At 31.6% G+C, this 26,945-nt stretch carries 26 protein-coding genes; 24 read left to right on the top strand and 2 right to left on the bottom strand.

What is annotated here, in order from left to right:
- Nucleotides 1-4 precede the first annotated feature (4 nt).
- The 13 genes from buk to glmS all read left to right on the top strand — a co-directional run bounded on the left by buk (nucleotide 5) and on the right by glmS (nucleotide 13,396).
- Complete coding sequence (gene buk / locus J2Z44_RS07220) at nucleotides 5-1,075, top strand: butyrate kinase (protein WP_021281242.1); 1,071 nt, start codon at nucleotides 5-7, stop codon at nucleotides 1,073-1,075.
- Nucleotides 1,076-1,120: 45 nt separating this feature from the next.
- Nucleotides 1,121-1,798, top strand: a complete 678-nt coding sequence (locus J2Z44_RS07215; RefSeq protein ID WP_021281243.1) for a nucleotide-binding protein — start codon at nucleotides 1,121-1,123, stop codon at nucleotides 1,796-1,798.
- A gap of 308 nt (nucleotides 1,799-2,106) precedes the next feature.
- The gene (locus J2Z44_RS07210; protein WP_021281244.1) at nucleotides 2,107-2,316 is read left to right on the top strand and encodes a 4Fe-4S dicluster domain-containing protein; all 210 of its coding nucleotides are present in this window, start codon (nucleotides 2,107-2,109) and stop codon (nucleotides 2,314-2,316) included.
- A gap of 18 nt (nucleotides 2,317-2,334) precedes the next feature.
- Entirely contained in the window at nucleotides 2,335-3,405 is a 1,071-nt protein-coding gene (locus J2Z44_RS07205; protein WP_021281245.1) for a 3-methyl-2-oxobutanoate dehydrogenase subunit VorB, read from the top strand.
- The gene (locus J2Z44_RS07200; RefSeq protein ID WP_021281246.1) at nucleotides 3,405-4,154 is read left to right on the top strand and encodes a thiamine pyrophosphate-dependent enzyme; all 750 of its coding nucleotides are present in this window, start codon (nucleotides 3,405-3,407) and stop codon (nucleotides 4,152-4,154) included. The genes J2Z44_RS07205 and J2Z44_RS07200 overlap by 1 nt, the downstream gene beginning before the upstream one ends.
- A 1-nt stretch (nucleotide 4,155) precedes the next feature.
- Nucleotides 4,156-4,686, top strand: a complete 531-nt coding sequence (locus J2Z44_RS07195; RefSeq protein ID WP_021281247.1) for a 2-oxoacid:ferredoxin oxidoreductase subunit gamma family protein — start codon at nucleotides 4,156-4,158, stop codon at nucleotides 4,684-4,686.
- Nucleotides 4,687-4,916: 230 nt separating this feature from the next.
- Nucleotides 4,917-5,198 (top strand): DUF1294 domain-containing protein, encoded by a 282-nt coding sequence (locus J2Z44_RS07190; RefSeq protein WP_021281248.1) that lies wholly within the window; start codon nucleotides 4,917-4,919, stop codon nucleotides 5,196-5,198.
- Nucleotides 5,199-5,437: 239 nt separating this feature from the next.
- Nucleotides 5,438-6,229, top strand: coding sequence for a bactofilin family protein (locus J2Z44_RS07185; RefSeq protein ID WP_021281249.1), 792 nt, complete (start codon nucleotides 5,438-5,440; stop codon nucleotides 6,227-6,229).
- A gap of 191 nt (nucleotides 6,230-6,420) precedes the next feature.
- On the top strand, nucleotides 6,421-7,044 hold the full coding sequence (locus J2Z44_RS07180; RefSeq protein ID WP_021281250.1) for a YhbD family protein: 624 nt from the start codon (nucleotides 6,421-6,423) through the stop codon (nucleotides 7,042-7,044).
- Nucleotides 7,045-7,298: 254 nt separating this feature from the next.
- Nucleotides 7,299-8,636, top strand: coding sequence for an MFS transporter (locus J2Z44_RS07175; protein ID WP_021281251.1), 1,338 nt, complete (start codon nucleotides 7,299-7,301; stop codon nucleotides 8,634-8,636).
- A gap of 61 nt (nucleotides 8,637-8,697) precedes the next feature.
- Nucleotides 8,698-9,051, top strand: coding sequence for a hypothetical protein (locus tag J2Z44_RS07170; protein WP_021281252.1), 354 nt, complete (start codon nucleotides 8,698-8,700; stop codon nucleotides 9,049-9,051).
- Between the two features lie 430 nt (nucleotides 9,052-9,481).
- Complete coding sequence (gene glmM, locus J2Z44_RS07165) at nucleotides 9,482-10,831, top strand: phosphoglucosamine mutase (RefSeq protein WP_021281253.1); 1,350 nt, start codon at nucleotides 9,482-9,484, stop codon at nucleotides 10,829-10,831.
- A 738-nt stretch (nucleotides 10,832-11,569) separates the two neighbouring features.
- Nucleotides 11,570-13,396, top strand: a complete 1,827-nt coding sequence (gene glmS / locus J2Z44_RS07160; RefSeq protein WP_021281254.1) for a glutamine--fructose-6-phosphate transaminase (isomerizing) — start codon at nucleotides 11,570-11,572, stop codon at nucleotides 13,394-13,396.
- 114 nt (nucleotides 13,397-13,510) lie between these two features.
- Here the strand turns inward: glmS and J2Z44_RS07155 are convergent, their stop codons facing one another.
- Nucleotides 13,511-14,017 (bottom strand): spore coat protein, encoded by a 507-nt coding sequence (locus J2Z44_RS07155; RefSeq protein WP_021281255.1) that lies wholly within the window; start codon nucleotides 14,015-14,017, stop codon nucleotides 13,511-13,513.
- A gap of 180 nt (nucleotides 14,018-14,197) precedes the next feature.
- Between J2Z44_RS07155 and J2Z44_RS07150 the strand changes: the two genes are divergently transcribed.
- The 3 genes from J2Z44_RS07150 to J2Z44_RS07140 all read left to right on the top strand — a co-directional run bounded on the left by J2Z44_RS07150 (nucleotide 14,198) and on the right by J2Z44_RS07140 (nucleotide 16,223).
- Nucleotides 14,198-14,704 carry an RNA polymerase sigma factor gene (locus J2Z44_RS07150; RefSeq protein WP_021281256.1) on the top strand — a complete coding sequence of 169 codons (507 nt, stop codon included), beginning with the start codon at nucleotides 14,198-14,200 and terminating at the stop codon, nucleotides 14,702-14,704.
- Nucleotides 14,695-15,306, top strand: coding sequence for a zf-HC2 domain-containing protein (locus J2Z44_RS07145; protein WP_021281257.1), 612 nt, complete (start codon nucleotides 14,695-14,697; stop codon nucleotides 15,304-15,306). The genes J2Z44_RS07150 and J2Z44_RS07145 overlap by 10 nt, the downstream gene beginning before the upstream one ends.
- Nucleotides 15,307-15,464: 158 nt before the next feature.
- The gene (locus J2Z44_RS07140; protein WP_021281258.1) at nucleotides 15,465-16,223 is read left to right on the top strand and encodes an AAA family ATPase; all 759 of its coding nucleotides are present in this window, start codon (nucleotides 15,465-15,467) and stop codon (nucleotides 16,221-16,223) included.
- Between the two features lie 181 nt (nucleotides 16,224-16,404).
- On the opposite strand, the gene J2Z44_RS07135 is transcribed toward J2Z44_RS07140, so the two are convergent.
- Nucleotides 16,405-16,893 carry a C-GCAxxG-C-C family protein gene (locus J2Z44_RS07135; protein ID WP_021281259.1) on the bottom strand — a complete coding sequence of 163 codons (489 nt, stop codon included), beginning with the start codon at nucleotides 16,891-16,893 and terminating at the stop codon, nucleotides 16,405-16,407.
- A gap of 428 nt (nucleotides 16,894-17,321) precedes the next feature.
- On the opposite strand from J2Z44_RS07135, the gene J2Z44_RS07130 reads away from it, so the two are divergent.
- The 8 genes from J2Z44_RS07130 to J2Z44_RS07095 all read left to right on the top strand — a co-directional run bounded on the left by J2Z44_RS07130 (nucleotide 17,322) and on the right by J2Z44_RS07095 (nucleotide 26,883).
- On the top strand, nucleotides 17,322-18,272 hold the full coding sequence (locus J2Z44_RS07130; RefSeq protein WP_021281260.1) for a TDT family transporter: 951 nt from the start codon (nucleotides 17,322-17,324) through the stop codon (nucleotides 18,270-18,272).
- A 453-nt stretch (nucleotides 18,273-18,725) separates the two neighbouring features.
- Nucleotides 18,726-20,426, top strand: a complete 1,701-nt coding sequence (locus J2Z44_RS07125; protein ID WP_021281261.1) for a methyl-accepting chemotaxis protein — start codon at nucleotides 18,726-18,728, stop codon at nucleotides 20,424-20,426.
- 248 nt (nucleotides 20,427-20,674) lie between these two features.
- On the top strand, nucleotides 20,675-21,478 hold the full coding sequence (locus J2Z44_RS07120; RefSeq protein WP_021281262.1) for a class I SAM-dependent methyltransferase: 804 nt from the start codon (nucleotides 20,675-20,677) through the stop codon (nucleotides 21,476-21,478).
- Nucleotides 21,479-21,905: 427 nt separating this feature from the next.
- Nucleotides 21,906-22,169, top strand: coding sequence for a hypothetical protein (locus J2Z44_RS07115; RefSeq protein WP_021281263.1), 264 nt, complete (start codon nucleotides 21,906-21,908; stop codon nucleotides 22,167-22,169).
- A 158-nt stretch (nucleotides 22,170-22,327) separates the two neighbouring features.
- On the top strand, nucleotides 22,328-23,050 hold the full coding sequence (locus J2Z44_RS07110; RefSeq protein WP_209649448.1) for a response regulator transcription factor: 723 nt from the start codon (nucleotides 22,328-22,330) through the stop codon (nucleotides 23,048-23,050).
- Nucleotides 23,040-24,056, top strand: a complete 1,017-nt coding sequence (locus tag J2Z44_RS07105) for a sensor histidine kinase (protein WP_209649447.1) — start codon at nucleotides 23,040-23,042, stop codon at nucleotides 24,054-24,056. The genes J2Z44_RS07110 and J2Z44_RS07105 overlap by 11 nt, the downstream gene beginning before the upstream one ends.
- A gap of 87 nt (nucleotides 24,057-24,143) precedes the next feature.
- Entirely contained in the window at nucleotides 24,144-24,905 is a 762-nt protein-coding gene (locus J2Z44_RS07100; RefSeq protein WP_021281267.1) for an ABC transporter ATP-binding protein, read from the top strand.
- A complete protein-coding gene (locus J2Z44_RS07095) occupies nucleotides 24,895-26,883 on the top strand; it encodes an FtsX-like permease family protein (RefSeq protein ID WP_021281268.1) in 1,989 nt (662 codons plus the stop codon). Before J2Z44_RS07100 ends, J2Z44_RS07095 begins: the two co-directional genes overlap by 11 nt.
- The last annotated feature ends 62 nt before the right edge of the window (nucleotides 26,884-26,945 follow it).

The raw sequence follows: 26,945 nt of genomic DNA, 5'->3' as shown, positions 1-26,945 counted from the left end.
TAAGATGGCTTACAGATTATTAATTATGAATCCAGGTTCAACTTCTACAAAAATTGGTGTTTACGAGGACGATAAAGAAATCTTAATCGAAACTTTAAGACACTCTGCAGAAGAAATTGGTCAATATGCAACTATTGTAGACCAATTCGAGTTCAGAAAAAATGTTATCTTAAATGTACTAAAAGAAAAGAATTTTGATATTAAAACTTTAAGTGCAGTAGTAGGTAGAGGTGGACTTTTAAAATCTATCGAAGGCGGAACTTATGCAGTTAATGATGCAATGCTAGAAGACTTAAGAGTTGGGGTTCAAGGACAACATGCTTCAAACTTAGGTGGAATCATTGCAAATGAAATTGCTAAAGAATTAAATATACCATCATTCATCGTTGACCCAGTAGTTGTTGATGAAATGGAAGAAGTGGCTAGAGTATCAGGAATGCCAGAAATTGAAAGAAAGAGTATTTTCCATGCCTTAAACCAAAAGGCTGTTGCTAAAAGATATGCTAAAGAAAACAACAAAGATTACAATGAATTAAACTTAATAGTTGCTCACTTAGGTGGAGGAATCTCTGTTGGAGCACATAAAGCTGGAAGAGTTGTAGATGTAAATAATGCTCTAGATGGAGAAGGTCCATTCTCACCAGAGAGAAGCGGCGGAGTTCCAGTAGGAGATTTAGTAAAACTTTGCTTTAGCGGTAAGTATTCAGAAGCAGAAATTAAGAAGATGATTACTGGAAAAGGTGGAATAGTAGCTTACCTTGGAACTAACGATGCTAAGGCTGTAGATGAAAGAGCAGCTGCAGGAGATGCAGAAGCTAAGTTAATCTATGATGCAATGGGCTATCAAGTAGCTAAAGAAATAGGTAAATGTGCTGCAGTACTAAGCGGTAAGGTAGATGCAATCATTCTTACTGGTGGAATTGCATACTCTAAAAATCTTGTAAGCTATATTAAAGAAAGAGTTGATTTCATATCTCAAGTGGTAGTTTACCCAGGAGAAGATGAAATTCTTGCCCTAGCTGAAGGTGGATTAAGAGTATTAAGAGGCGAAGAGTCAGCTAAAGAATATAAATAGTACAAAATCAACTTGTTCATTATTAAATAAAAAAGGGTGATATAAATGAGTAGAATTAGGGTTTTTACAGGGCATTTTGGAAGTGGTAAGACAGAAATTGCAATAAATTATGCCATCAATTTAGCAAAGCAAGGAAAGAAAGTAGCAATTGTAGATTTAGATATAGTAAACCCTTATTTCTGCGTTAGAGATCTAAAAGATATGTTAGGAGAGTATGGCATTCGTGCCATTTCTTCTAACCCTGATTTTGTAAATGCAGAACTTATGGTAGTACCAGCTGAGGTTATATCTGTATTTAATGATAAGAGCTATGATGTAGTTTTTGATGTAGGTGGAGATGGAGCAGGAGCAGTAGCTCTTGGGCAATACAATAGATTCTTTAGGGAAGAACCTTATGATATGTATTTTGTAGTAAATCAAACTAGACCTTTTACTTCAAATGATAAGGATACTAAGGAGTATATTAGAGAAATTGAAACCTCTTCAAGACTTAAGGTAACACACCTTATTTCAAATACTAACTTATCTTATGAAACTACTGTAGAACATATATTAAAAGGTGACGAGGAAGTTTCAAAGCTTTCAAAAGAAATTGGCATTCCTCATAGCTATACAGTTTGCACTAAAGATAAGGTGGAAGAAGTTTCTGGTAAAGTACATGGAGAAATATTCCCAATAGAGATTTTCATGTTGCCACCATGGAGAAAATGGGAACAAGAGTAATGGAAAAAATTAGAATTGTTAAATATTTGCGACTAGTTTGACACTGAGGGTGTCAACTAGTAAAATAGAAGTGTACAAGCGGTATATAATTTAAATAAAAGCTTGTTAAATCTAAATTTTATATATGTATATGAAAATTCTTAAGGGATTTTAATATACTGATGTATAAATTAAGTTTTAATATAAGGCATTTTCAAAAAATAAGTAAGTCAGTATGTTTGACTTGTTATTTATTTTCAAATGCCTAAATTGCTTCGGCACTTTAACCACATGAATGACTTGTTCATTATTTAAGGAGGTAAGAAGTTATGTCAAGAGTATTCTTTAGAGAAGAAAGATGTAAAGGATGCGGTCACTGCATCGCTGTATGTCCTAAGAAAATAATCAGCTTTTCAGAAAAGCTAAACCTTAAAGGTTATCATCCAGCTACAGTAACTGAGGAAAAAATGTCAGAATGCATCGGCTGTGCTTCATGCGGCAAAATGTGCCCAGACCTTGTAATCACAGTTGAGAAATAATAAAGGAGGTAAATACCCATGTCAGAAAAAGTATTAATGAAGGGTAATGAGGCTATTGGTGAAGCTGCCATTAAAGCAGGTTGCCAATGTTTCTTTGGATATCCAATAACACCACAAACAGAAATTTCAGCTTATCTTTCAAGAAGAATGCCTAAAATAGGAAGAACATTCTTACAAGCAGAGAGTGAAGTTGCTGCTATAAACATGGTTTACGGAGCAGCTGGTACAGGAGTTAGATGTATGACATCTTCAAGTTCTCCAGGAATAAGCTTAAAAGCTGAAGGAATATCTTATATAGCAGGTGCTGAGCTACCATGTGTAATCGTAAACATAGTAAGAGGTGGCCCAGGATTAGGTGGTATTCAACCAGCACAATCTGACTATTTCCAAGCAACTAAAGGTGGAGCACACGGAGATTTCAACATGCCAGTTTACGCTCCAGCATCAATTCAAGAAATGGTTGATTTAGTTCAAGATGCTTTTGATGTAGCTGATAATTACAGAACTCCTGTTATGATTATGGGAGATGGTATGCTTGGACAAATGATGGAGCCAGTAGAGTTTAAGGAAAGAGAAGCTAAAAATCTTCCAGAAAAAACTTGGGCTGCTAATGGCTTAAAAGGAAGAAAAGAGCACAATGTAATCAACTCTTTATACCTTGCTCCAGAAGGATTAGAAAAGCATAATGAGAAGCTTCAAGCAAAATATAAAACAATAAAAGAAAATGAAGTTAAATATGAATTATTTAATTGTGATAGAGAAAATGATTTAGTAATGGTAGCTTACGGAACAACATCAAGAATATGCAAAAACGTTGTTAAGTTAGCTGAAAAAGAAGGAATAAAGCTTGGTTTAATCAGACCAATAACTTTATGGCCATTCCCAACTGAAGCATTCGAGAAAACAGTAAACAGTACTAAACTTGGATTCCTTTCAGTTGAACTTAGCTGCGGACAAATGGTTGAGGACGTAAGACTTGCTGTTGAAGGAAGAAAGCCAGTTCACTTCTTTGGAAGATCAGGTGGTATGGTTCCAAACCCAGCAGAAATACTAGAAAATGTTAAGAAAATTGTAGGAGGTGCTAAATAATGGCTATCGTATTTGAACCAACTAAAGCATTATTAGATGTACCTACCCATTACTGTCCAGGATGTACTCACGGAACAATCCACAGATTAGTGGGAGAAGTATTAGAAGAGCTAAAGGTTTTAGATAGAACTATAGGGGTTGCACCAGTTGGATGTTCAGTTTTAGCATATGACTACTTTGCTTGTGATATGTTTGAAGCAGCTCATGGAAGAGCGCCAGCAGTAGCAACAGGAATAAAAAGATCAAACCCAGATTCAGTAGTATTTACATACCAAGGAGATGGAGACCTTGCTGCAATAGGAACAGCTGAAATAGTTCATGCTGCAACTAGAGGAGAAAACATTGTTTCTATATTCGTAAATAACTGTATCTACGGAATGACTGGTGGACAAATGGCTCCAACAACACTTCCAGGACAAGTTACAGAAACTTCTCCATATGGAAGAGATGTTAAGCTTCAAGGACACCCAATAAGAGTATCTGAAATGATATCTACTTTAGATGGCGCTTGCTATGTAGAAAGAGTATCAGTTGATAGCGTTCCAAACGTAATGAAAGCTAAAAAAGCTATAAAGAAAGCTTTCCAAAATGCAATAGATGGAAAAGGTTTCTCTATGGTTGAAGTACTTTCAATCTGCCCAACTAACTGGGGATTATCACCAAACGAGTCAATGCAATGGTTAAGAGATAACATGATGCCATTCTATACTCTAGGTGTTAAAAAAGATACCACTGAGGAGGTAAAGTAATATGGCATCACAAGAAATAATCTTTGCAGGATTTGGTGGACAAGGAATATTATCCATGGGAAAATTCTTAGCTTATGCTGGAATGGATGCTAATATGAACGTTTCATGGTTACCATCTTATGGTCCAGAAATGCGTGGAGGTACTGCTAACTGTTCAGTTATACTAACTGATGATCAAGTAGGTTCTCCAATAGTAACTATGCCAACATCTGTTGTAGTTATGAATAGACCATCTCTTGATAAATTCGAAAAAGAATTAGTTAAAGGTGGATTATTAATAATAGATAGCGACCTAGTAGATAGAGAACCAGTAAGAGCTGATATAGAAATTATTAAAATACCAGCTCAAACTGAAGCTGCTAATATAGGAAGCAAACAAATAGCTAACATGGTTCTTTTAGGAGCATTGGTTGCTAAAACAAACATAGTTACTATGGAAGTTTTACTTCAATCTTTAAGAGAGCATGGAAAAGAGAAATTCTTTGAAATCAATAAAAAAGCACTAGAAATAGGAGCTTCATACGTTAAGTAATGGAATAACCCCTCATTTGAGGGGTTTATTTTGTTTAAAGGTAAGAATAACAGTAGGGTTGTACAATTGTATATTTTAAGCAAATAAATACAAAAGATTATCATATATTATAAAGTGTAATTATAAAGATTAATTAGTTAAGTAGATTAAACTAAGGGTAGTTATGGTATTATAAAGTTAAACATAATAATGCTAATTAAAATTAGGAAATGGTTGAAAGGGTTGATAGTATGGAAGATCTTTATAGAGTAATAATATATATAGGATTATTTGTGAATATTTTAGGCTTTATACTAATGTATGTGGATAAACAAAAGGCTATAAAACATCAATGGAGAATTAGTGAAAATACTCTTATGCTAGTGGCGGTGCTATTTGGTAGTTTTGGGATTTACGGAGGAATGCTTACCTTTAGACATAAAACAAAGCACTTAAAGTTTAAAATATTAGTTCCGATGTTAGTAATATTACATTTAGTTATAATAAACTACATATTCCCGCATATGATTTAAGGATAAGATATTTCTTATCCTTTTTATTTTACTTATTTTTATTTGTTTTAATTGCACCACAACAAAAGTTTCATATTTTATATCCCATATATTGCGGGGATATAAATAGGTTATTGCTAAAAGTAAGTACATAATATAGCAATATTTTCAACAAGGATTATAAAAAGTATTTACAGCGTAACAATGTTATGTTATCCTTATATTATAGTAAAACAATGTTACGCAGATGGAGGGGTATTATGATAAATAATCAGGAATTAGGTTCGTTAAAGATTTCAGGAAGTGGAGAAGCTGGTGGAGGAAGATATGAAGAAGTTTCCATCAGTGGAAGTGGCAAAATTACTGGAGATATAGAATGCAATAGCTTTAAGATAAGTGGCAGTGGAAAGGTACAAGGAAACTTATCAACTAAAGATTTTAGAATTAGTGGTAGCGGAAGTATTCTTGGTGAATTAAATTGTATAGAGGGAAAGATAAGTGGTAGTGGAAAGATAACTTCTAATGTGAAAGCAGATGATTTTAGAATTAGCGGCAGTGGTAAGATTGAGGGTGATTTTAGAGGAAAAGAATTTGGTATCTCAGGTTCGGGCACTGTACTAGGAGGAATCTACTGTGAAAAAATGAAGCTATCTGGTTCAGCAACCATTGAAAAAAGTATTGAAGCAGAAATAGTAGAGTTAAGCGGAGGCTTCAGAGTTGGGGGCATGATAAATGCAGGAGAAGCTCAAATTTATGTAGGTGGAAACTCCTATGTAGAAGAGATTGGAGCAACCAAGGTAACTGTTAGCGAAAGACCTATTAATGTTAATGGAATCATTGGCTGGATAGCGAAAACTTTTGGAAGTAATTATGGATACTTGCATGTTAAAACTATTGAGGCTGATGAAATATTCTTGGAAAATACCATAGCTGATGTAGTAAGAGGGCAGAATGTTACTATTGGTAATGGTTGTAAAATAAAGACAGTAGAATATTCAGGGGAACTAAAAGTAGAAGGAAATGCAGTAATAGAGGAAAGAATAAAAATATAGCATTAGATAATAAGTTGATATAACATTGTTACGATTGCTTTGATAAATCCCATATAAATATTCTAGGTACTACCAATACTTTTGGTGTAGTTATGTTAGGAAAAGGCAAGAAAAGTAATGGGAACTTTGTGAGAATTAGGCTAAGGGATAGAAGCAATTTATTATCTATTTTGTTATAAGGAGACGTTGTTATGGATGAAGAACTAATTTCTAAAAAGGATATATTAAACATCACAGGGATATCCTATGGACAACTTTATAGGTGGAAAAGAAAAAATCTTATTCCTGAAGAATGGTTTATTAAAAAATCTAGCTTTACAGGACAAGAGACTTATTTTCCTAAGGAAAAAATATTAGATAGAATAAATAAAATTATTTCCTTAAAAGATGATATGCCTTTAGATGACCTAGCTAATATGTTTTCAACAAAGACTCAAATGGATAATATAAATGAAGAGAAAATAATTGAAGATAAGTTAGTGTCAAAAGAAGGCTTCAAAATATATAAGGATATATATGGAGAAAAGGAAGTATACAGCTTTAAAGAAGTATTATGCATGCAAATTCTAGAAGAGCTCCTTCATAATGGTGAAGTAACTATTGAGGAAGGAAAGTTAGTCATAGAAACCATAAGAGATAACTATGAAAGCCTAAAGGAAAAAGGTGAAGTTTTTTTAGGAAGAAAGCTTGGTGTATCCATATGTATGGGGGTTATTGACAGTGGTGAATTAGTGGTGGATAATGGAATAAGAGTAATTATTAGGCTCGAAATTCCTAGGTATATTGAGGAACTAAAGCTAAAGGGGATAGTTTAAAATCTATAAGTTATCTGAAAATAAATAATAGGTTACAGATCTGAAGGATATTTTAAGTTCACAAGCAAGCTTGTGCAGATAAGGAAACAGACTCCTTAGATAGGAGAGCTATCTAAGGAGTCTGTTGACGTAGTAGAACGCAAAGTAAATCAGCGTACTGACTTATTTATTTTTTGAAGAACCTAAGGCACAAAGGAAAAAATGCATAGAAGATGCAGAGGGAGAATAAATAAAAAGGGTTTTTGGGGTGGAAAATGGAAGAAGAATTAAAAGACGAAACAGTACAAGAGAATAATTTGGGGAATGAACAAAAGAAAACTAAAGGAAATGAAAAGATAAGGCTTTGGAATAAAAACTTCTTCTTATTATGGCAAGGGCAGCTGGTATCTGTATTTGGAGATGTTATTTATTTAATAGCCTTAGATTTTTGGATTTTAGAGGTAACGGGTTCCACAGCCTTAATGGGACTTTTAAGTGCTTTAACTATGGTTCCAAGAATAGTATTAGGTCCTTTTGCTGGAGTATTTGTGGATAAGTGGGATAGAAAGAAAATAATTGTTCTTACTGATTTAATAAGAGGAATTTTTGTAACCTTTGTAGGAATTGCAGGAGTTTTTGGATTTATACAGGTTTGGATGGTATTTGTAACTGGAATAATCTCAGGGTTATGTTCAGCTTTCTTTAATCCTTCCATAGCGTCTGTAAAACCTGATATAGTTCATGAGTCAAAGCTTGTTCAAGCTAATTCAGCTACAAGTCTTGCAAGCTCTAGCATGGACATGATTGGTAATGCTATTGGTGGCTTATTATTTGTTGCCATTGGTGCACCTTATATGTTCTTATTTAATGGAATTTCTTATATTTTTTCAGCATTTACAGAAGTATTTATAAAAGTTCCAAAGATAGAGAGAAAAGGCAAGGAAGTTACCTTTAAGGAAGACTTTAAAGAAGGACTCAAATTTATGTGGGGCTTTAAAACTCTAAGAAATGTGTTTATAGCCGCCTCAGCAATAAACTTCTTTGCAAATGCTGCATTTATATTAATTTTACCTTATTTTAAAGAAACAGCTTTTTTAGGCCCAGAAAAGTATGGTTTTACTATGGCAGCCATGTCTTGTAGTATGGTATTAGGTAGTATAATATTATCAATAATAACCATAAAGAGGGAGCATAAATTTAAAATATTTTATGTATCAATACTTGTTAATGGTATATTATTTGTATCTATAGCTTTCATCAAAAGCTTCCCATTACTTGTAGGAGCATTATTTGTAGCTTCTCTAGGAAATGTAATCTTTAACACAATTTTTAATACAACTATGATGATAGTAGTGCCAAGTGAAAAAAGAGGTAAGGTTTCAGCTTTAATGGGAACCATGTCTATGGGACTTACGCCTATAGGGGCTGTCATAGGAGGAGTCTTAGGAGAAATATTACCTCTTAATATTGCTATCACTGCGTTATTTGTCTTAGCCTTTGTATTCATGTTTGGATGCGTAAATGTTAAGGGAGCTAGGGAGCTTATCGAGTATAATAAGGATGAAGAAAATATTGAAGTGCTAATAGCAAGAACTAATGGAATTTCTTCTTAGTAATTTATTATATATTACCTTCATATAATAGAAATATAGCACTATAAAATGGAGGGTTCTATTGAAGGAGGATTTAAGCAATATACTAACCTCATTCAGAAATGGTAAAATATCTATGGATAAAGCCATGAGTATGATTGATAGTTTATACAAACCATCAAAAGGTAGGGTACTATATATTTTAATTTCAGAGGAAGATAAGGAACCAACAAAAATTACTATGCCTATAAAATTTGTTTCTATGATACTAAAAAACTTTGGAAAAATCCCTAACCTTAATATAAAGGGGTTAGAAGAGTTAGATTCAGAGCAGGTATCAAAACTTATTCTTATGGCAATAGAGAAAGAAGCTATAGGGGAATTAGTAGAACTTAAGAGCTCTAATAATGAAGTAGTTAAAATTTCAATAATATAACAGAAAAACCCGCAGTTTGCGGGTTTTTCTTATGTGGGAATTTATAAAATATTATCTCAAAGACACTATAGCCTTCCGTGATAAAAGTATATCTTATTCATCTTCAAAAGGCATTAAAGAACCAAGGTATGAGTAGTGTAGAGTATAAGTCTTGGATTTGCTTCTCTATAAGCAGAATTTAAGATTTAAAGAAGAGCATAATATTTAGTATAAATTATGAGGAAAAGTCAGCGAATATTGTTTATGCATAGGTTTTATAGTATAATTTGAGATGTACGTTTGTGTAGGCATTGATGATAAGAATTTATTTTATTTATCATGAAAAACCCTTAAGGAAACCACTGTAGGTCTCAAGTATAAGCTAAGTCTTAGTTTTGGTTACTTATAAATACATAATTTATTCATAAAAATATAGAAAAGAGGTAGTGGCATGAGTAGAATGTTTGGTACTGATGGTGTAAGAGGTATCGCAAATACAGAACTAACAGTACAATTAGCATATAGTTTAGGAAGAGCAGGAGCCTTTGTTTTAACAGAAGGAGCTCACAAACCTAAAATACTAGTAGGTATGGATACAAGAATATCAGGTGATATGCTTGAAGCAGCATTGGTTTCAGGAATTTTATCTGTAGGTGCAGAAGCCGTATGTCTTGGAGTAGTTCCAACACCAGCAGTAGCTTACCTTACAAGAAAATATGGAGCAGATGCTGGGGTAGTTATTTCAGCTTCTCATAATCCAGTGGAGTACAATGGAATAAAGTTTTTTAATAAAGATGGCTTTAAATTAAGTGATGAACTAGAAGATAAAATTCAAAATATAATAGAGAGTAATTTTGAAGGGCTTCCAACTCCTACAGGTGAAATGGTAGGCAAAAAACATGTGGTTGAAAATGGCTTAGAAGAATACATTGCCTTTGCAAAATCTACTATAGACGGAGACTTATCTGGACTAAAGATAGCGATAGACTGTGCTAATGGGGCATCTTATAAATCATCTGAAGTAGCTTTGAAAGAACTTGGAGCTGAAGTTTATGCAATTCATAATAAACCAGATGGAATAAACATAAATAAGAAATGTGGATCTACCCACCCAGAAGATTTAATGAAGTTCGTAGTTGAAAATAAATGTGATTTAGGACTTGCCTTTGATGGAGATGCAGATAGATGCCTTGCTGTTGATGAAAAGGGAAACCTTATTAATGGTGATTTCATGATGTGTATTGCTGCAAAACATCTAAAGGAAATAGGTAAATTAAATCATGATACAGTAGTAGTAACTGTAATGAGTAACTTAGGTCTTGATATAGCATTGAAAGAAGAAAATATTAAGACAGTAAAAACAAAAGTTGGAGACAGATATGTTCTTGAAGAAATGCAAAAAGGAAACTTCAGCATAGGAGGAGAACAATCAGGACACGTAATATTCCTTGATTTCAACACTACAGGAGATGGCTTAGTTTCAGGATTACAGCTTGCAACAGTAGTTAAAAAATCTGGAAAAACTTTAAGTGAACTTGCGGCTATGATGACAGAACTTCCTCAAGTTCTTGTGAACGCTAAGGTTCCAAATGATAAAAAGGATATCCATATTAAGGATGAGGAAATAGCAGCAGAAATTAGAAAAATGGAAGAAAAATTAGCAGGAAGTGGTAGAGTACTAATTAGACCTTCGGGTACAGAGCCTCTAGTTAGAGTAATGCTTGAGGGAAAAGTTCAAAGTGAACTTGATGAAATGGCAACTTCCCTTGCTAAACTTATAGAAAAGAAAGCTAATAATTAAAATATAATAGAAGTTAGGGGTAAGGAGTGAATTTTCACTCCTTATTTTTATAAGTGAATATTTTAGAAAGTTATTGCAAAGGATGCAGAGGCTAATAAGATGTCTTCATATATTTTTATATACTTAGGTATTTAGAAATCATCAAGATATGCATTCATTGATAGAGGATATATGAATAATTTAAGAATATATAACATAGTATTTCCTATGTAAAAAAATAACATTGACCATTTTATAGTTTCAGAATATAATAAACTGAGGTTAAATTGAAAATTACATTAAATTTCCATTTAACTAAGCGCCAGAACTTATGAATTTCCTCACATGATAGCTTAAATATAACTTAGTTATATTTAAGGTTCATAGAAATAGGGTGATTTATGCAAAATATAGTTAAAGACTTAAGAGCATTTATACCTATGGAGAGAAGTATGTAAGTTGACGAGGATGGGGAGTATCGAATCTTCGGCGGGTGCCCCACGGTATCGCACTACCGTTAACGATTGATAAAAGCAGAAAGTGATTTCTGTGACAAAACAATCCGGTGTAAAAACCTTTATTATTCATAAATAAAATAAGTATTTTAAATGCTCTATTCATGAAATTCTGCAGTTATAGGCAATTTTGCATTTATACAAATAAAAGGCCTTATGATGTATAGATAAATCATGGAAAGATACATTTGTATTTTATTCTTTAATTTATGAATAAAATCAAATTTTGAAAGGAAGAATTTTTATGTGCGGAATAGTAGGTTATTTTGGAAAGAGAGAAGCTTCATCACTTCTTGTTGAAGGATTAAGCAAATTAGAGTACAGAGGTTATGACTCTGCTGGAGTAGCTATTTTAAATGAGGGTAAGTTAGAAGTTGTTAAATGCAAAGGAAGACTTGCTAATCTAGAAGATAAGCTTCAGCAAAAACCTGTAATTGGAAATATGGGAATTGGACACACAAGATGGGCAACTCATGGAGCGCCATCTGACGTGAACTCACATCCTCATACAAATAAAAAAGGAACTGTAAGTGTTGTTCATAATGGAATAATAGAAAACTATATTTCATTAAGAGAGTGGTTAATATCTAAAGGATATGAGTTTGTTTCTGAAACAGATACAGAAGTAATACCAAACTTAGTAGACTACTACTATGAAGGAGACTTATTAAAAGCTGTTATAAAGGCAACAGAGAAAATGGAAGGAAGTTATGCCATAGGTGTGCTTACAACTCATGAACCTGATAAGCTAGTGGCAGTTAGACATGAAAGTCCATTAGTAGTTGGACTTGGAGAAGAGGAAAACTTTATAGCTTCTGACATTCCAGCGGTATTAAATCAAACGAGAAATGTTTATCTTTTAGAAGATAAAGAGTTTGTTGTAATCACTAAAGATGGAGTTAAACTTTATAATAGATTAGAAGAAGAAATAAATAAAGAAGTATTCCACGTAACTTGGGATGCTGATGCTGCTGAAAAAGGTGGATATGAGCATTTCATGATTAAGGAAATCCATGAACAACCAAAAGCAATAAAAGATACAATGGCATCAAGAATAGCGTTAGGTCAACCTATAAACCTTGATGATATTCATATAACTAAGGAACAAATAAAGAATTTAAATAAAATATATATAGTTGCTTGTGGAACTGCTTATCATGCAGGAGTTGTTGGTAAGTATGTTATAGAAAAGCTTGCAAGAATACCAGTGGAAATTGATATAGCTTCAGAATTTAAATACAGAGATCCAATTATTGATGAAAACACATTAATGATTGTTATAAGCCAATCTGGAGAAACTGCAGATACCATGTCTGCTTTAAGACTTGCAAAATATAAAGGAGCTAGAGTAATAGCTGTAACTAACGTAGTTGGAAGCTCAGCGTCAAGAGAAGCAGACGATGTACTATACACTTGGGCAGGACCAGAAATTGCAGTTGCATCAACAAAAGCTTATGTAACTCAGCTTATAGCTATGTATATAATTGCTCTATTCTTCTCACAAGAGAAAGAAACTTTAACAAGTGAAGAAATTGAAAATATAAAAGAAGAAATGCTAAGACTTCCAGAAAAAGCTGAAGAAGTTTTAAAATATAAGGAAACAATCCAAAAATTCACTACTAAGACTTCTAAGCATAAGGATATGTTCTTCTTAGGAAGAGGTCTTGACTATGCAGTAGCAATGGAAGGATCATTAAAGCTTAAAGAAATATCATATATTCACTCAGAAGCTTATGCTGCTGGAGAACTTAAACATGGTCCAATAGCATTAATTGAAGAGGGAACTATAGTAATAACTATGGCAACTCAAGAAGAGTTATATGATAAGATGGTAAGCAATATAAAAGAGGTTTCAGCAAGAGGAGCTAAGGTGTATGCTTTTGCACAAGAAGGGCACACTGAGATAGAAAAATCAGTTAACTCTGCATCTTATATCCCAAGAGTAATGGACTTATTAGCACCAGTAATAGCTATAATTCCACTACAATTATTCTCTTACTACATGGCAATAGAAAAAGGATGCGATGTAGATAAGCCAAGAAACCTTGCAAAATCAGTAACAGTTGAATAGTTAAAAATTTAGCCTACATAAGCTCTATGAGCCTATGTAGGCTTTTAGTTTACTTTAGAAAAACACCAGTTTTACAGGTGGTCTAAATTTGATAAATATTCAAGGTAAGTGGCACTATTGTACTTTGTACATTCCTTTGCTTTCCATATATTTAAATATAGCTTCACCATGTTGTTGTTCTTCTTTTTGGATGTGATTTAATACATCACGAACTTGAGGATCTCTAAATTCAAAAATAGCAGTATTATATGCTCCTGATACATATTTTTCTGTCATTAATAAATCTGTACACATATCAGAATCAGTTAAATTAATTCCATTTGATTGAGTGGTATTCATAACTTGATTTGAACTTTGGTTTCCTGTATTTTGTTGAGAACTTTGACTTTGCTGAGAGTTTTGATTTTGTTGTTGGTTCATTTGTGGAATCGTACCATTCAATAATTGATTAATACTATTAAGGTGAGTTTTCTCAGCATTACCATTAGTATTAAATATTTCTTTTAACTGAGGATCTGTAGCTTGATTTGCATAGTTTGAATATTTTTCAATACAAATTTGTTCATGTGTTTTTTGGTCCTCTAATAACATTCTTTCTTTTTGTGATAGTGTTAAACTCATAATAAATACCTCCAATAGAATTTTTATAATATAAATTTTAAAATACTATAAAATTATCATGTGTAATATATTCAAATTTATACTTATAGTGGAATAAAGCTAATTTATTTATAAAATTATCATAAAAATTGTAACGAAACTGAAATTTTAGACACTAATGATTTGAAAGGGGGAGAAGAATTGAAGGAATTTGATGCATTGTACAGACTTCATTCAAAGGAAATATTTAAATATCTATTTTATCTAACAAATGATAATTCCTTAGCCGAGGAGTTAGTGCAAGAAACCTTTTTTCAGGCTTTTAAATCCATTCATCTCTTTCAAGGTAAATCTAAAGTAAAAACTTGGCTATATCAAATAGCAAAGCATGTGCATTATAAATATATTAAAAAGAATCCTTATACTAAGAGTGAAGAATTTAGTGAGAAGGGTGAATATGCAATAAATTACAAAACTCCTGAAATAATTTTAGAAAAGAAGGAGGAAGAGAAACTTTTGCTGAGCTTAATTATGAAGTTGAAAGAGCCATATAAACAAGTGGTTATTCTTAGAGGTTTAAATGAACTAAGTTTTAAAGAAATAGGGGAAATTTTATCACAAAGTGAGAACTGGGCAAGGATTACCTTCTTCAGGGGAAAACAAAAACTTCAGGAAATTTTAAGAGGGGAGGAAGTTAAATGGATGTAAAATGTGACGTAATAGGAGACTTACTGCCATTATATATCGATAACCTGACAAGTGAAGGTAGCAATGAATTAATAGAAGAACATCTAAATAAATGTGAGCTATGTAAGGATTTATATGATGATATGATAATGGAACTACCACATGAATGCCAAAATAATAAAGATATTTCAGATATCAGTGAAATTAAACTGATGAAAAAAATAAAAAGTAAAATTTGTACGGTTATTACTACTATTATAGTAATTTTCTCTGTATTAGGATTTATTCTAGGGGTTTATGGAAGAGTTATATTCCAAGAAGGAAATCCGGCACCTTTGATATCATCCATAATAAAGCTTGAATTTAGCAATGCCAAATACGTGAAATACTCTAATACACCTGATAGATACATTTCAGAAATTAAATCAGATGTAGAAAGCTATAAAGTTATGAAAGAATTTATGAAGGAAAAAGGATGGACTTTTAATGAGCAAATGGGTTCAGCCTTTATTTTTGAAAAAGATGGAGAGCTAATAACTATTGATACAAGACAATATACAAAAAGATATTTTCTTTGGCACATTCCTAAGGAAGAGAGCAAAGTAAAGAAAACTGGCAGGTAGTTTTTTTATTATAAATAAATCATGTATTATATATAGAAAAATAACTTATAGCGTTTTGTAAAGCAGTAGAAAATGTAAGGACACATGAGAAGTTAATTGAAACTTTAATATGCTATAATTAAGATTGTTATAGAAATAATATATTAGGAGTTATAAATATGGATATAAGCACATTGAAGCGTAATCAATTTTTAAGAAGTGTTGAACTTAAAAGAGATAATGTAGAATCCTTTTCAAAGTACCCCTACTGTTTGCCAGTAATAAAGAATCTAACAAGTTTGGAGTTTCATCCTAAAGTTACTTTTATTGTAGGGGAAAATGGCACAGGAAAGTCCACTATTTTAGAGGCTGTAGCCACTGCATATGGATTCAATCCAGAAGGGGGAACCATTAATTTTAACTTCGCATCTATGGATACGCATTCAGAATTATATAATAATATAAAGCTAATTAAAGGGGTAAAAAAGCCTGAAAATGGATTCTTTCTAAGGGCGGAGAGTTTCTATAATCTTGCAACTAATATTGATGAACTTGATAGAGAAGTGCCTGGATTAATATCTTCATATGGAGGAAAATCTCTTCATAATCAATCTCATGGAGAGTCCTTTTTTTCGGTGCTTATGAATAGATTCGGTAGCAAAGGTTTGTACATTTTGGATGAACCGGAGGCAGCATTATCTCCTGCAAGACAGATGGCTATGATATCCAGGATACATGAATTAGTGAAAGAAAGATCACAGTTTATTATAGCAACCCACTCTCCAATTATAATGGCTTATCCTGACTCCATTATATATGAAATTAAAGATGATATAAAGGTCAGAGAATATGAAGAAACAGAGCACTATCAGCTAATGAAGAGTTTCATTAATAATACAGATAAGATGATAGATATACTTATTGATGATGAGGATTAACATAGGGCTTTTGTGAAACTTTCACTACATTTCCACAGGACTATGTGTAAAATCCATATATAAATTATTTATATGTGGATTTATCCATTATTAATAGTTGAGTAATTTTAATGCTAAATTAAAGCCCTCTATAGATTTGATTTTTACTAATCTATAGAGGGTAATATTTTTTTATAAGTTTTTATTTTACTTGGATTTGTCCATCTTCTATAAGTTCGTTAGCAATCCATCTTGCAACTCTTCCTGTGATTGTAATACAGTGGTTCTTTCTTTCAGGGCTTTTAAAATTATCTCCTGCCCACTCTTTTGTGATTACTCTACAGCAAGTTGACTTGTACTCGGTTTTTATATAATCGTGAAGTCCCTTAGCTTTTTCAAACATCTTATCTTGCATAGGCTCCCCTTGAACTCTACCATACACCATACCTAAGGCCATTTGACCACCTGAAACTGCTCCACATAGACATCCAGCCTTACCCATTCCTATAGGAAAGCCACTAGCCATTTTAACTATACTTTCATCATAAGGTTTACCTAATAACTCATTGATAGTTTGTACTACTGCCTCACTGCAAAAGAATGTACCACTTCTAAAAAGCCCTTCTGCATTAGCTTGAACCATTTCAAGAATTTCTTCCTTTGTAAAGTCTTTTGTATTTATCAAATCCATTATATAATCCCCCATTTTTTCAAATATGTTAAACTAAGGCAGCTTCAAAAAGTAAGTAAGTCGGTATCCTAGCCTATTTTGTGTTATGCTGCATCAATAGAACCCTTAGATAGCGCTGCTATCCGCGGAACCTGTTTCCTTGTCTGCACAAGCAAGCTTGTGAACACAAACTTGCTCGTGAACACAAGCTTGCTTGTGAGCCCAAAATATCCTTCATATCTTTGACTTGTTACTTATTTTCAGGTACCTTACACAACTGTTATTATAGTTTATATAATTTAAGGTTACAAATAGACAAAATCTATTGATACAGCTTTAATTATTGAAAAAGGCAATAAATCGAATACGATTACATATGTTATACTATTGGCGGGGTTTGTGAAAATTTTAAAAAGTTTAAAAAGTTTTATTATAGGGGGAAAGCTTTAATGAATGAAATTTTAAAAAAGTTCCCAGTTCCAATAGTGGGACTTATGTTAGGATTGGCAGCTACAGGTAACCTTGTGCAATCCTATGGAGAAGTTTATCGTAACATATTTGGGACTGTATCAGCTTTAATACTTATTTTAATGATTGCAAAGATTATAAAGCATCCTAAGGGGGTAGCAGAAGCCTTAGATAATCCTGTGGTAGCTAGTGTCTTTCCAACCGCTACTATGGCTATAATGATATTGTCAACTTATGTTAAACCTTATGCTTCACAACTAGCTTACGCTATATGGATTATAGGATTGGCTATGCATATTGTATTAATTTTATGGTTTACGAAGAAGTTTATACTAAGTTTTAAAATTAAGCAAGTGTTTCCATCTTGGTTTATAGTTTATGTGGGGATTGTGGTAGCAAGTGTAACAGGGCCTTCTTATGCAATGGCAGCTGTAGGAAAAGTATGTTTTTGGTTTGGCTTTATAACTTACTTAATACTTTTACCAATAGTTATCTACAGGGTGTTAAAGGTTAAGGAAATGCCAGAACCAACCTTACCTACTCTTGCTATATTTGCGGCGCCAGCAAGTCTATTATTAGCTGGTTATATGAATTCATTTCAAAATAAAACTATGGCGATAGTTTGGTTTTTAATGGCATTATCTATTTTTATGTATGTAGCAGTTATTATTAAAATGTTTAGTCTTTTAAAATTAAAATTCTATCCAAGCTATTCTGGATTCACATTTCCTCTTATAATAAGTGGAATTTCAATGAAGTTAACTAACGGATTTTTAAATAAATCAGGTCAAGGTATTAGCTTTTTACAATACCTAGTAAAGTTTCAAGAGATAGTAGCAGTTGCTATAGTAATATATGTATTAATTAGATATATTCAGTTTCTTCTTCCAGAAAAAGCTGTTGTATCTGATTCAGCAAAAATATCAAAGTAAGTTTTACTTATATTTTAACATTTAAATTAAAATAAGAAAAAATTTTCTAGTATGTAATAAAAACAATAAGCTAGATGAGCTGTGGTTAATACTTATCCATAGCTTTTTTAAACCACAGAAATAATTAGTAGTTATAGAGGCTTTCTTAAGTAATAAAGTAATCACTTGCAAAGAAAGTAGAAAGAAGTATGGTCCATTGAACTGGATATAAACCATAGATAAAAAACAAGACTAATTAGTTACGACTGATTTAAAGTAAGGCTCAAGAAGTTTGGGTATTTTTACCTTAACTCTTAGTTGAATGTATCGAAAATAAGGTATAGTGATTTTACTTTAAAGCCTCTTATGTAAAGACGCTTTAAAGATGATTCCATTAATAAAAAACACTTAAGATTAAAATGTTAAAAGTTATATCTAAAGTGTAAAAGGTTAATTGTATAGGGAGGGATTTATATGACTAATAAAAAATTAAAACTAAATCTCAGGAATAAAATATTGCTAATTAACATCTCATTACTACTATTTCTTAGTATAGCAATGCTAATCCTTGTTTTCTATGAAACTACAAAAACTGTTGATGAGAGTGTTTATAGTCAGTTAAATTCTAATATTAATTTAGGATATAGCATGCTAGATAAAAAATATCCAGGACAATGGAGTATTGAAGGGGACAAGCTTTTCAAAGGTAGTATTCTCATAAGTGGAGATACTGAATTTGTGGATGAATTTAAGTCAGCTACAAATTCACCTGCTACAATATTCATGAAGGATACAAGGGTAGCTACTAACGTTTTAAAAGAGGGAAAAAGGGCCGTTGGAACTAAGGTTTCTAGTGAAGTTGCTGATGTAGTAATTAATCAAGGAAAAGACTTTATTGGTGAGGCAATTGTTGTGGACACAAAATACTTGGCAAAGTACGTACCTATTAAAGATAAGGAAGGTAAGGTCATCGGAATCTGGTTCACAGGTGTAGAAAAAGATAGTGTAAATCTAAAGATAAAGAATTTAATGTATAAGAACATTGGATTAACTTTCATAACACTTATAATAGCATTCTTAATAATTATTATTTTTGCAAATGTCATTAATAAGAATATAAAAAATATACTAGAAGTCCTGAGAAGTTTAGCTTCAGGTGACTTAAGTAAAAAGTGTTCTATAACCTCTAATGATGAGATAGGAGAAATTGCATCAGATATAAACATTATGACCGCTAGTATGAGAGAACTTATTTTAGAAATAAAAAATAAATCTGAGCAATTACATAACAATTCAATGACCCTTGCTTCTGTATCCAAGGAAATGTCTGCTTCATCAGAAAGTGTAGCAAATGCTGTTCAGGATGTTGCCCAAGGCACTGGTATGCAGGCTCTGGATTTATCAGATATTTCGGGTTTATTTAATAACTTCGGACAAGCTTTAGATCAGATTGTACATTCAATAAAAGCTATAGAAAATAATTCTACTAATATAAATATTAGAGCAACTGAAAGCAATACAAATATGGAGAGTTTAATAAATTCTGTTAATGAAATGAAAAGTTCTTTTGATAGTTTTAAATTAAAGATACTTAATCTTGGAAAAGATATAAAGCAGATTAATGAAATATCCAATGTGATAAATGGAGTTGCTAATCAAACTAACCTACTAGCGCTTAATGCAGCAATAGAGGCAGCCAGGGCAGGGGAATCGGGAAAAGGATTTTCAGTTGTAGCTGATGAAATTGGAAAGCTTGCGGGACAATCAAGAGTTTCATCTGAGTCCATTAGTGTTATGGTAGAAAATATTTCAAAAGAAACTGCCTTAATAGTAGACAATACTGAAATTATAGGAAGTAAGTTTAACAATCAACTTGAAGATATCAATAGAGTTGTAAACTCATTTAAAATCATTAATACTTCTATAGATGAAATATCACAAGAGATACGAGGGATTAGTTCCACATCAAATAATGTAAGCAATGAAAAGGAAGTTATCTTTGAAAAGGTAGAGACCTCATCTTCAATAGCTCAAGAGGTTTCTGCATCTTCAGAAGAGATAGCTGCAACAGCAGAGGAAATGAGCGCATCGTCAGAGGAAGTCGCGGCAACTGCAGATGAATTAAGTAGTATGACAAGTGAAATGTTAGACCACGCAAATAAATTTAAACTTTAACTATTATATTTTTAACCTACATATGTCTTATGACTATGTAGGTTTTTGTTGTAAAAAGAGGAATTGAATACAATTTGTGGAATATAGAGTCGTGAACTTAAAATTAATATTCTATTAGGAGGTGAATGTGTAGTATTTGGAATACTTTGAAAAGTTAGAGTGGTGTACACTTAGCAAATAGTATAGTCAACAGTATAGGAACCTAACAGTTCTGCTAATATATATGTAAAAATTGGGGGAATGAGCATATGGGAGATGTTATAAGTTTTTACGATAAGTATGATGAAGATAATAGACTAGTTTTAGATAGTTCAAGGAAAATTGAGTTTCATGTTACAACAACAATTTTAAATGACTATATTTCGAAAGAGCATAAGATCCTTGAGTTAGGAGCGGGAACAGGGGCATATTCCTTTTACTATGGAGAAAGGGGTAATTCTGTGGTTGCCACAGACTTAACACCAAAACATGTAGATATTATTGATGAAAAAATAAAAATAAGTAATACTAAAATGGACATATTAACTGCTGTAGTTGATGCCACTGATTTAAGTAGATATGAATCGGAAACCTTTGACGTGGTAACTTGTCTTGGACCAATGTATCATCTTACTAATGAAGAACAAAGAATAAAGTGTATTGAAGAATCATTAAGAGTATTAAAACCAGGGGGAACTTTAGCAATTGCGTATATCAACAAGCACTATATAATTCATGTGGTAATGGCTCACCAAAGAGAATATTTTAGTTCAACTTTTGTTGAAGAAATATTAAGCAAAGGCTATTGCAAAGAAGGTGGGGAGCAATGTTTTTATACAGTAGGCTTTTTTACAACTCCTATAGAAATTGAGGAGTTTATGAGTAGATTTAATGTTGATATTATAGATCATGTAGCAACTGATGGTATAAGCTCTTTATTAAGAAATTCTATTAATGAGCTAAATGATGAAAATTATAAATTATGGAATGACTATAGTGTAACAATGAGCAGGGAAAAAAGCCTGTTAGGAATTAGTAATCATGGATTGCTTATCTGCAGAAAAAAATTATAAGTAAGGTTTCAAATGCTGATTTTGCAGTTATTGATGGTGTTCATATTGCTGCAGAGCAAGCTGCAGCAATAGCAAGGGATGCTAATATAAAAAATCCTTATCTAATGCCTATACTGCTTAGTAAAACTGAAGAAGTAGTACTTAATGAAATATCATGGATTTTTTCGGGAGTTCGTATTCCAAGGGACTTAGAAAAATTCCAAGTTGAATAAACTTATTTACTAAAATGATTTTTCTCTTTCTTAATATATAACTTAAACTTTAAGAGTATAAGGCATATGTGATTGAAAGTAATACATTATATGTAAAAACAGTAAAGATATACTTGAAATGTATATGGATTATGTTACAATTATAATATGAAATCAAATTAAAGTTTCTAAGGGTATTAAGGGTATATTATAAGAGAGAAGAGGTGAAAATTACTATGGACATAGGACTAATGGCGGTCTTAGTTGGTTTAATTTTATACTATGGGTATAAATTTATCAAAAATAAACAAGTAATAAATTTAGTTATGGTGGTATTTTGTAGTGGTTGTGCTATGTACGGAACTAAGTACCCAATATATAACTACTTACAACAATCTGGGCAAAGAGCTGTAGATGTAAGTTTTGGAATCTGTGCAGTAACTCTACTTTTCATTGTGGCTGTAAAAGGTTTTAGTAGAAGAAATAAGGTAAGATTGTAAAGAAACATGTGGGAAAGACTTAAGGGTAAAACCTTGGGTCTTTTATTTTTATAAATTACATAAGCAATTTTATTATAAAAAAGTAAAGCCTTGAAAAGAGGATTATTAAATTTTGAAAAGAAATAAGAATAGTAACATATTGAACAGTAGGTGGTAATATGAGCAAAATATTTATAATTGAAGATAACCATAGTTTAAGAAAATTGGTCAAAGAAGAATTGGAAAGGTATAGTTATGAGGTTTATGAAACTGATAATTTTAAGAATATTTTAGAACAGGTCCAGGTTATAAAACCAGATTTAATCCTGTTAGATATAAATTTGCCTTATTATGATGGCTTTTATATATGCCGAACTATACGTAGAACTATGACAATACCAATAATTATTATTTCTTCAAGAGATACTGTGATGGATCAGGTAATGGGACTGGAGTTTGGTGCAGATGATTATATTACTAAACCATTTTCTATGGATATACTTATGGCTAAAATAAAAACAATTTTAAGAAGAGTTAATAGCGAGGAAAGAAAAAATCATGAAGAAATTCTAATTATTAATGATTGCTACACCCTAAATGAAAATAACTTAACTTTAATCTTTAGAGAGAAAACTATTGAACTTACAAAAAATGAGTTTAAAATTATTAAGATGCTGACAATAAATAAAGATAGAATAGTAAGACGTGAAGAATTGCTAAGTGAGTTATGGGATAATGATATATTTGTTGATGATAATACTTTAACTGTTAATATGACTAGAATCAAGCAAAGACTTAAGGAAGTTGGATTAGTAGATATTATAAAAACCAAACGGGGAGTAGGCTATTCTTTAGATGTATCAAACTTAAGGGTAGGACAAGTAGGTAGTTATGATGAGTAAAGATATTATTTATAATTTTGTAAAAGATAAGATACTATTTTTTCTGTTATTCTTTTTGAATACATTATTTATCCTTTTGTTTGTATATAGTACAGTAGACCATAATGTTGAGTTCTTATACCCTATGGTAATATCAACTTCATTAGTATTTGTATTTGGGATAATAGAGTTTTATAGATATTATAACTTCAATAAAAAAATTGAGAATAGGACAAATAATCCTAAGTATAAAGATATGCTACTAACAAATGAGCAAAAAAACTTAATTTCTAAAATGGAAGAGATACATGATAGTTATATGAAAGAAATTAATGATTTGAAGATTGAAAGGAATTTAAAAAATAGGCTATTAGGCCAATGGGTACATAATTTAAAAACCCCTATAACTGTTCAAGATTTAATATTTCAAAGAATTAACCAGAACTATATTACTGAGAGAGATTTGAGTTCTTTAAAAAATGAAAATAATATTATATTCAACAATCTCCAAAATCTTTTAAACTTAATACGGCTCGAAGAATTCTCCAAAGACTATATGCCCACAACTGTTAATTTATATTTTAGTATTAATAAAGTTATTAAAAGAAATAAGAATTTATTTCTATATAATAATTTGCTTCCAAAGGTTGAAGGAGATATTGATGCTGTGGTATTATCTGATGAAAAATGGAATGAGTTTATTATAGAACAAGTGGTTTCCAATGCTATAAAATACTCAGCTGAAAAGAGTTCAGCTAAGATCATTACTTTTAAAGTTGAAAGAATTAGTAAAGCTCATGTAACTTTAAAAATAATAGATGAAGGAATAGGGATTCCTAACAGTGACATAGATAGGGTTTTAGAACCCTTTTTTACTGGGGAAAATGGTAGGCTAAATAGAGATTCAACTGGAATCGGGCTATATTTATGCGCTACTATTGCAAAAAAACTTAATCATGAATTTAAAATAACATCTATGGTAGGAGAGGGAACAACTGTAAGTATACAATACCTTTTGAAAAACTAATGTAAGTTTAATGTAAGGAAAGAGTAATATAAATCGATTTTTCATATTACTTAGGAAGCTTATAATAGGAAGAAAAAGGGGGATAGTATGGTTATATTAGAAGGAAGAATGATTACTAAAGTTTATGAAAATCAAGGGAAAAATTCCACTTTCGCAGTTAATGGAGTAGATCTTAGAATAAATAAGGGAGATTTTACTGCGGTTATGGGACCTTCAGGTAGCGGGAAAACAACTTTATTAAATTTACTTAGTGGTATTGTTAGACCTAGCTCAGGGTGTATAGAATTTTTGGGAAGGGACTTAAATTCCTTGAGAAGCAGTGATCTAGCTGAAGTAAGAAGAAGGAATATGGGATTTGTTTTTCAAGACTATAACTTAATGGATAGTCTCACTCTAAAAGAAAATATTTTATTACCCATGATTTTAGAGAAAAAACCTATAAATTATATGGAGGAGGTTTGTGAAACAATAATTGATTCCATAGGAATAAAAAGTATTGAGCATAAGTATCCCTATAATGTATCTGGTGGAGAACAACAGAAAACTGCTATTGCCAGAGCTTTGGCAAATGAACCAGATATAATTTTTGCCGATGAGCCAACGGGAAATTTAGATTCAAAATCCTCTCAATCAGTTATGAAGTGTTTCCAAACTATTAATGAAGAAAGAAATAGCACTGTTTTCATGGTTACCCACGATGTGTTTGCTGCAAGCTTTTGCAGAAAGGTTATTTTTATTAAAGATGGTTGCATCCACTCTGAGATTGTAAAAAAGGGAAACAATAAAGAGTTTTTTTATGAGATACTTGATTCAATGGCAGTACTTGGGGGTGTCTCCCTTGACATTTAGAAATGTAGTGTTTAAAAACTTTAGGCATGATTTAAGAAGGTTTTTAAGCTTATTTATAAGCAATAGTGCTATGGTAATGATTTTATTTATATTGTTAGATTTAGTGTTTAACTCGGAATTTAGGGTTTATCTAGAAAAAGATAGGTCTCTAAATGCTATAACTAGCATTACTGTATTTGTGTTTTTGATTTTTTCTATCATATTCATTAGTTACAGCCAGGTTTATTTTTATAAAAATAGAAGTAAGGATTTTAGTATATTCATAACACTAGGCATGAGAAAAAGAGATTTTTATAAATTGATTTCTTTAGAAAGCTTATTTGTTTCAATAACCTCTTTAATAACTGGGTTGCTATTTGGTAGTGTTTTTACCAGGCTGTTTTTTATTTTTGCAATGAAAATATCAAAATTTAACAAAATAAATCATCACTACAACAGGATAAGTTATATAATAACTAGTCTAATATTCTTATCTATATTTTTAGTTGTATTAATAATTTCTTTCATTATATTAGAAAGATTAGAGCTCACTGAGCTAACTAAGAATAGCAAAAAGGGCGACAATATACCAGTAAATTCTATAACCTTTTTACTTTTCGGGGGTTTATTCTTAATAAGTTCTATATTACTTATAATATTAAAGGTTAAGGAGCCTTTTGAAAAAACTCTTAAGGACTACTTGTTACTTTCAATAATTTTATGCTTAGTTGGGTTATATATAATAATAGCTGAGCTTGGCAGCGGACTATTGAGATTATACAGGAACAATACAGAAAGATATTATTCCAATATTTTATTTATTAATGAAATCAGGTGTACTTTTAAAAGGAACAAGAAAATTATTTTCTCCTGTAGCATATTAGTAGCAATAATTCTATTTGGAGTAGGAGTATTTTATTCCTTTAGTAGAGCTTCAATAGAAGGAATAGAAGAGATGTATCCATATCATGTAGCTTATACCGAGGTGTTAGACATAAATAGGCTATCTAAAAATGAAATGCTAGATATTACGAAGAGTGGAACTACTAAACTACTGGAAAATAAAGCTCTTGAATTCTCAATAGCTTATACAAATATTACAAGCTATGCACATGGTAAAGAGGAAAAAGTCAATATTGCGTTAACTTCAGAAAAGAATTTTAACCAGTGTGGTTTTGATTCTTTTATTAATGAAGACTTTCATCCTAAGAAAGGTTATGGTTATTTAATTCCTATTGAAAATTATAGACTACCTAATATCATGCCTGAAGACGTGATTAAAGTCTTTAATGATAGAACTTCTTTTAATTTCAAATATACTAAAATTAGTAATCCTTTGTATTTCATAACAGTACCTAATTGCACTCTACTACTCATAGTAAGTGAGGAAGATTATGAAGATGTGATAAAGAATGCATCACCAAATCATATGGGAAGGATTAATATGTTTAGATTTCACCATTGGAAGGATACTGAAGAAGTAGTGGATAGTCTAGAATTAGCCTTGAAAAATAATAATTCCAACACAGTTAACCACTGGGGGGATTCACAAGAGAGTAACGGGGAATCCTATATGTTTTCTACTATCAAAGAGTTTAATACTAGAAAACAAAATGGAGTTTTATCAAATTTTCTCGCAGGGTTCATAAGTTCTTTGTTTTTTATAGCTAGTTCAATGATGATTTATTTAAAGTTATACACAGAGATGGAAGATGAAAGAATAAAATATAACAAACTACATAGGATTGGTGTGAAGGAGGAGGAGTTTATAAAGCTCATATATAAGAAGCTTAGTTTAATTTTTTTCTCACCTTTGATTTTTGGAGGAATACCAGCATATGCATATTTATTTATTATGTTTAACAAATTAGATTTCCCTAGAGAATTTTATTTTAACTCTTCTTATTTATTTATAGCATATGTAATTTTTCAGTTATTATATTATCTTATAGTAAGAAAAAGATATGTAAGAAATATTATATCTGTAGTAAAGCAATGAAATAGCCCAATAACAATAAAAGATACAAAAGTGTGAAAATAACTTCAGCACTTTTGTATCTT

The organism is Clostridium punense (assembly GCF_017874425.1).
Taxonomy (GTDB): domain Bacteria; phylum Bacillota; class Clostridia; order Clostridiales; family Clostridiaceae; genus Clostridium_J; species Clostridium_J punense.
This window is presented reverse-complemented; position numbering and strand designations above follow the sequence as displayed.

Bases quoted from the DNA above. Each gene is read 5' to 3' on its own strand.
- buk (WP_021281242.1), top strand. From the start codon at position 5: ATGGCTTACAGATTATTAATTATGAATCCAGGTTCAACTTCTACAAAA.
- J2Z44_RS07215 (WP_021281243.1), top strand. From the start codon at position 1,121: ATGAGTAGAATTAGGGTTTTTACAGGGCATTTTGGAAGTGGTAAGACA.
- J2Z44_RS07210 (WP_021281244.1), top strand. From the start codon at position 2,107: ATGTCAAGAGTATTCTTTAGAGAAGAAAGATGTAAAGGATGCGGTCAC.
- J2Z44_RS07205 (WP_021281245.1), top strand. From the start codon at position 2,335: ATGTCAGAAAAAGTATTAATGAAGGGTAATGAGGCTATTGGTGAAGCT.
- J2Z44_RS07200 (WP_021281246.1), top strand. From the start codon at position 3,405: ATGGCTATCGTATTTGAACCAACTAAAGCATTATTAGATGTACCTACC.
- J2Z44_RS07195 (WP_021281247.1), top strand. From the start codon at position 4,156: ATGGCATCACAAGAAATAATCTTTGCAGGATTTGGTGGACAAGGAATA.
- J2Z44_RS07190 (WP_021281248.1), top strand. From the start codon at position 4,917: ATGGAAGATCTTTATAGAGTAATAATATATATAGGATTATTTGTGAAT.
- J2Z44_RS07185 (WP_021281249.1), top strand. From the start codon at position 5,438: ATGATAAATAATCAGGAATTAGGTTCGTTAAAGATTTCAGGAAGTGGA.
- J2Z44_RS07180 (WP_021281250.1), top strand. From the start codon at position 6,421: ATGGATGAAGAACTAATTTCTAAAAAGGATATATTAAACATCACAGGG.
- J2Z44_RS07175 (WP_021281251.1), top strand. From the start codon at position 7,299: ATGGAAGAAGAATTAAAAGACGAAACAGTACAAGAGAATAATTTGGGG.
- glmM (WP_021281253.1), top strand. From the start codon at position 9,482: ATGAGTAGAATGTTTGGTACTGATGGTGTAAGAGGTATCGCAAATACA.
- glmS (WP_021281254.1), top strand. From the start codon at position 11,570: ATGTGCGGAATAGTAGGTTATTTTGGAAAGAGAGAAGCTTCATCACTT.
- J2Z44_RS07155 (WP_021281255.1), bottom strand. From the start codon at position 14,017: ATGAGTTTAACACTATCACAAAAAGAAAGAATGTTATTAGAGGACCAA.
- J2Z44_RS07145 (WP_021281257.1), top strand. From the start codon at position 14,695: ATGGATGTAAAATGTGACGTAATAGGAGACTTACTGCCATTATATATC.
- J2Z44_RS07140 (WP_021281258.1), top strand. From the start codon at position 15,465: ATGGATATAAGCACATTGAAGCGTAATCAATTTTTAAGAAGTGTTGAA.
- J2Z44_RS07135 (WP_021281259.1), bottom strand. From the start codon at position 16,893: ATGGATTTGATAAATACAAAAGACTTTACAAAGGAAGAAATTCTTGAA.
- J2Z44_RS07130 (WP_021281260.1), top strand. From the start codon at position 17,322: ATGAATGAAATTTTAAAAAAGTTCCCAGTTCCAATAGTGGGACTTATG.
- J2Z44_RS07125 (WP_021281261.1), top strand. From the start codon at position 18,726: ATGACTAATAAAAAATTAAAACTAAATCTCAGGAATAAAATATTGCTA.
- J2Z44_RS07120 (WP_021281262.1), top strand. From the start codon at position 20,675: ATGGGAGATGTTATAAGTTTTTACGATAAGTATGATGAAGATAATAGA.
- J2Z44_RS07115 (WP_021281263.1), top strand. From the start codon at position 21,906: ATGGACATAGGACTAATGGCGGTCTTAGTTGGTTTAATTTTATACTAT.
- J2Z44_RS07110 (WP_209649448.1), top strand. From the start codon at position 22,328: ATGAGCAAAATATTTATAATTGAAGATAACCATAGTTTAAGAAAATTG.
- J2Z44_RS07105 (WP_209649447.1), top strand. From the start codon at position 23,040: ATGATGAGTAAAGATATTATTTATAATTTTGTAAAAGATAAGATACTA.
- J2Z44_RS07100 (WP_021281267.1), top strand. From the start codon at position 24,144: ATGGTTATATTAGAAGGAAGAATGATTACTAAAGTTTATGAAAATCAA.